The organism is Dyella sp. (assembly GCF_051962475.1).
Taxonomy (GTDB): Bacteria; Pseudomonadota; Gammaproteobacteria; order Xanthomonadales; family Rhodanobacteraceae; genus Dyella_A.
This window is the reverse complement of record NZ_JBQCCF010000046.1, coordinates 1-4,593: the sequence shown is the minus strand read 5'-3', so window position 1 is coordinate 4,593 and position 4,593 is coordinate 1. Positions and strand designations below refer to the sequence as shown.

Sequence of the window (4,593 nt, the reverse complement as noted above, 5' to 3'; positions counted from 1 at the left end):
AACGCACGGGGGGCGGAGGCCACCGCCCCCCCCCGTTTTTTGTTTTTGTGCGGGCAACTCCGGGGTCTCGGGGCGCGCCTGGGCCGGCTTTCCCGCGCCCGGGGGCATCCGCGGTGACCTTGCATCCAGGTAAATGGATTCCCGCTTGCGCGGGAATGACGGCAGCGATGTGGCAGTTCATTGAACCCGAAGATAAGGCCGGAAACACACTGATGGACGATCTGGACAGTCGCGCCAACCAAGCCCTGGCGGATATCGCCGCCGCCACCTCGCTCGATGCGCTCGACGCCCTGCGCGTGGGCCTGCTCGGCAAGAGCGGCATCGTCACCGCCGCGCTGAAGTCGCTGGGCGCGCTGGCGCCGGACGAGCGCAAGGCGCGCGGCGCCGAGGTCAACCGCGTCAAGGATCGGCTCGCCGACGCGCTGGCTGCGCGCAAGGCGACGCTGGAGCAGGCCGAGCTGGACCGGCGCCTAGCCTCCGAAACCATCGACATCAGCCTGCCCGGGCGCGACGGCGAGCGCGGCGGCATCCATCCGATCACCCGCGCGCTGGAACGCATCGCGTCGATCTTCGCGCGGCTGGGTTACCAGCGTGCCGACGGTCCGGAGATCGAGGACGACTGGCACAACTTCGAGGCGCTGAACTTCCCGCCGCACCACCCGGCGCGTGCCATGCACGACACGTTCTATTTCGGCGACGGGCGCCTGCTGCGCACGCATACCTCGCCGGTGCAGGTGCGTTCGATGCAGGGCCGGCAGCCGCCGATCCGCATCATCGCGCCGGGCAAGGTCTACCGCAGCGATTCGGACCAGACCCACTCGCCGATGTTCCACCAGATCGAGGGCCTGCTGGTCGATGAGACCTCCAGCTTCGCCGACCTCAAGGGCACGCTGGCCGAGTTCGTGCGTGCGTTCTTCGAGCGCGACTTCGAGATGCGCTTCCGTCCCAGCTACTTCCCCTTCACCGAACCCTCGGCGGAGGTGGACATCCGCTGGGAGACCGAAGACGGCCAGAGCCGCTGGCTGGAGGTGCTGGGCTGCGGCATGGTGCATCCGAATGTGCTGAGGAACTGCGGTATCGATCCGGAGCGCTACACCGGCTTCGCCTTCGGCCTGGGCGTGGAGCGCTTCGCGATGCTGCGATACGGCGTGTCCGACCTGCGCGCGTTCTTCGAGAACGATCTGCGCTTCCTCAAGCAGTTCGCCTGATCCTCTCGAATCGCCCTGCCGGCAAGGAATCAACAAGATGAAATTCTCCGAGAACTGGCTGCGCGAGCTGGTCGAGATCCGCGCCGACCGCGCGCAACTGGCCCATGCGCTGACCATGGCGGGCCTGGAGGTCGAGGAACTGACCGTGCTAGGCGAAGGCCTGGACGGTGTGGTCGTGGCCGAGATCGTGGCCGCCGAGAAGCATCCTGAGGCGGACCGTCTGCAGGTCTGCCGCGTCGACGCGGGGCAGGGCGAGCCGCTGCAGATCGTCTGCGGCGCGCCGAACGCGCGCGTCGGCATCAAGGTGCCTCTGGCCACGGTCGGCGCGTCCCTGCCCGGCGGCATCGCGATCAAGGCCGCCAAGCTGCGTGGCGTGGAGTCGTTCGGCATGCTGTGCTCGGCCAAGGAATTGGGGGTCGATGCCGATGCCTCGGGCCTGTTGGAACTGCCGTTCGACGCACCGGTTGGCCAGCCGCTGGCGGGCTACCTCGGCCTGCCCGATGCGAGCATCGAGCTCAAGCTCACCCCGAACCGTCCGGATTGCCTGGGGCTGGTCGGCCTGGCGCACGACGTCGCGGCGCTGTTCGGCAGTCGCGTGAAGGTGCCGGCGCAGTCGTCCGCGGCGGTCACCAGCGCCGCGCGCCGCGGCATCCGGCTGGAGGCTGGGAAGGATGCTCCGCGCTATCTGGGCCGCATCATCGAGGGTATCGACGCCACCGCGCGCACGCCGCTGTGGATGGCTGAGCGCCTGCGCCGCGCCGGACTGCGTCCGATCAGCGCCGTAGTCGACGTGACCAACTACGTGATGCTCGAGCTGGGCCAGCCGATGCACGCGTTTGACAACGACGCGCTGCGTGGCGACATCGTGGTGCGCCACGCAGCGGCTGGCGAAACGCTGAAACTGCTCGATGGCAGTGAGGCCAAGCTCGACGGCGGCTTCGTGGTGATCGCCGATGAGGCAAAGGCGCTGGCCGTCGCCGGCGTGATGGGCGGTTTCGATTCGCGCGTCACCGACGCCACCGCCAACGTGTTCCTGGAGTCCGCGTACTTCGCGCCCTCGGCGATCATGGGCAAGGCGCGCAAGCTGGGCCTGCATACGGATGCCTCGCATCGCTTCGAGCGCGGCGTCGATCCGGCGCTGCCGCAGCGCGCGCTGGAACGCGCCACCGAGCTCCTGCTGACGATCGTGGGCGGCAAGGCCGGTCCCGTGTTGGTGGCCGAGCGGCCGGAAGATCTGCCGACGCCGGCGCCGGTGCCCCTGCGTCGCGAGCGCCTGCGCCGCGTGCTCGGCGTGACGGTGGACGACGCCGAAGTGGCGCGCATCTTCACCGCGCTGGGTATGCAGGTGGCGCCCACGGCCGATGGCTGGACCGTCACCGCGCCGAGCAGCCGCTTCGACATCGAGCGCGAGGAAGACCTCATCGAAGAGGTGGCGCGCATTTTCGGCTACGACAACATTCCCACCCACACGCCGGCGGGCGCGCTGACGCTGGCCGCCGAGCCGGAGGCGCGCATCGGCGACCTGGCCCTGCGCGAGCAACTGGCGGCGCGCGGTTACCACGAGGCGGTGAATCTCTCCTTCGTGCCGGCCGAGCTGCTGACGCGCTGGAGCTTCACCGACGCGCTGGTGCCGCTGGCCAATCCGCTGTCGGCCGATCTGGCGGTGATGCGGCCCTCGCTGCTGCCTGGGCTGGTGGAATCGCTGCGTCACAACCGTGCGCGCCAGCAGGAGCGGGTGCGCTTGTTCGAGGTGGCCCGGGTGTTCGTCGCCGGCGATCCGCCGGTGGAGACGCCGAGCCTGGCGATCGCTGCCTGTGGCAGCGCGCGGGCCGAGCAGTGGGGCGAGAGCCCGCGCGCGCTGGACTTCTTCGACCTCAAGGGCGATCTGGACGCCATCATCGCCTGGGGTGGTGAGCCGCAGCGCTGGTCGGTGCATGCCGACCAGCTGCCGGCTTGGCTGCACCCGGGGCGGGGTGCGCGCGTGGCCCGCGATGGGATCACCGTCGGCTTCCTCGGCGCGCTGCATCCGCAGTTGGCCAAGGCGCTGGACCTGGGGCCCGACGTCCATGTCCTGGAAGTGGCGCTGGAGCCCCTGCTCGGCCGCCGCCTGCCGCGGGCGCGGCCGGTGCCGCGGTTCCCCTCGGTGCGCCGCGACCTCGCCCTGGATCTTCCGGAGGCGGTGAGCTGGTCACAGATCGAGCAGGTGGTCCGTGACACGCTCGGCGGCGTGCTCAGTCAGCTCAAACTGTTCGACCGCTACAGTGGCAAAGGGGTCGAAGCAGGCCGAAAAAGCCTCGCTATGGGCTTGATTTTGCAGGACGCTTCACGCACGCTTACCGACGACGACGCGGACCGTTGCGTACGTGAGGCGGTCACTGCGTTGGAGAAGGCATGCAAGGCAAGATTGCGAGGTTGAGATGGCGCTGACCAAGGCGGAAATGGCCGAGCGCCTGTTCCTCGAGGTGGGCCTCAACAAGCGTGAGGCGAAGGAATTCGTGGACGCCTACTTCGAGGTGGTCCGCGAGGCGTTGGAAAAAGGGGAGCAGGTGAAGCTGTCCGGTTTCGGCAACTTCGATCTGCGCATGAAGAACCAGCGTCCGGGACGCAACCCGAAGACGGGCGAAGAGATTCCGATCTCCGCCCGCCGGGTGGTGACGTTCCGTCCGGGTCAGAAACTCAAGGTGCGGGTCGAGAGCTATGCTGGACCAAGGGAATAACACCGAGCTTCCAGCCATCCCGGCCAAGCGCTACTTCACCATCGGTGAGGTCAGCGAGCTGTGCGGGGTGAAGCCGCACGTGCTGCGCTATTGGGAGCAGGAATTTCCTGCGCTCAACCCGGTCAAGCGCCGCGGCAATCGCCGCTACTCCCAGCGCCACGACGTGCTGATGATCCGCCAGATCCGCTCGCTGCTGTACGACGAGGGTTTCACCATCACCGGTGCCCGCGCGCGGCTCGAAGGCCCACAGGCGCGAATGGAAGCGAGCATGTCGCACCAGATCGTGCGCCAGGTGCGCATGGAGCTGGAAGAAATCCTTAGCCTGCTGCGCCGCTGAGCTTCCGGCGCAGCATCGCAAGCTGCTAGACTTGCGCACTTGTTTGATCGTCGGGGCGTAGCGCAGCCTGGTAGCGCATCTGCCTGGGGGGCAGAGGGTCGTCGGTTCGAATCCGGCCGCCCCGACCAATCGAAGCAAAAAGAAACGGCGCCCCTGGGCGCCGTTGCTGTTTCCGCTATCTGCTTCCGTTGTAGGAGCCCGCTCGCGGGCGAAGCGTTCGTTTATGTTGCCAAACAAAACCAAGGGCATCGCCCGCGAGCCGGCTCCTACAATTTCAGTAGATAACGCGGGTGGGGCGCGTGGGGGGGGGAGAGGCCCGCCGGTCCGTGTG

4 protein-coding genes and 1 tRNA gene are annotated in these 4,593 nt (G+C 68.0%); all 5 read left to right on the top strand.

The genetic code is table 11. The annotated features are described in order from the left end of the window. Window positions 1–212 precede the first annotated feature (212 nt). The 5 genes from pheS to ACTHJF_RS10255 all read left to right on the top strand — a co-directional run bounded on the left by pheS (window position 213) and on the right by ACTHJF_RS10255 (window position 4,390). Entirely contained in the window at window positions 213–1,208 is a 996-nt protein-coding gene (gene pheS, locus ACTHJF_RS10275; RefSeq protein ID WP_440267026.1) for a phenylalanine--tRNA ligase subunit alpha, read from the top strand. A 37-nt stretch (window positions 1,209–1,245) separates the two neighbouring features. After that, the gene (gene pheT, locus ACTHJF_RS10270) at window positions 1,246–3,624 is read left to right on the top strand and encodes a phenylalanine--tRNA ligase subunit beta (protein ID WP_440267025.1); all 2,379 of its coding nucleotides are present in this window, start codon (window positions 1,246–1,248) and stop codon (window positions 3,622–3,624) included. 1 nt (window position 3,625) lies between these two features. Beyond that, the gene (ihfA, locus tag ACTHJF_RS10265) at window positions 3,626–3,925 is read left to right on the top strand and encodes an integration host factor subunit alpha (protein WP_404630581.1); all 300 of its coding nucleotides are present in this window, start codon (window positions 3,626–3,628) and stop codon (window positions 3,923–3,925) included. Next, the gene (locus ACTHJF_RS10260) at window positions 3,906–4,262 is read left to right on the top strand and encodes a MerR family transcriptional regulator (protein WP_440267024.1); all 357 of its coding nucleotides are present in this window, start codon (window positions 3,906–3,908) and stop codon (window positions 4,260–4,262) included. The genes ihfA and ACTHJF_RS10260 overlap by 20 nt, the downstream gene beginning before the upstream one ends. 51 nt (window positions 4,263–4,313) lie before the next feature. Continuing rightward, a tRNA-Pro gene (locus tag ACTHJF_RS10255) sits at window positions 4,314–4,390 on the top strand. The last annotated feature ends 203 nt before the right edge of the window (window positions 4,391–4,593 follow it).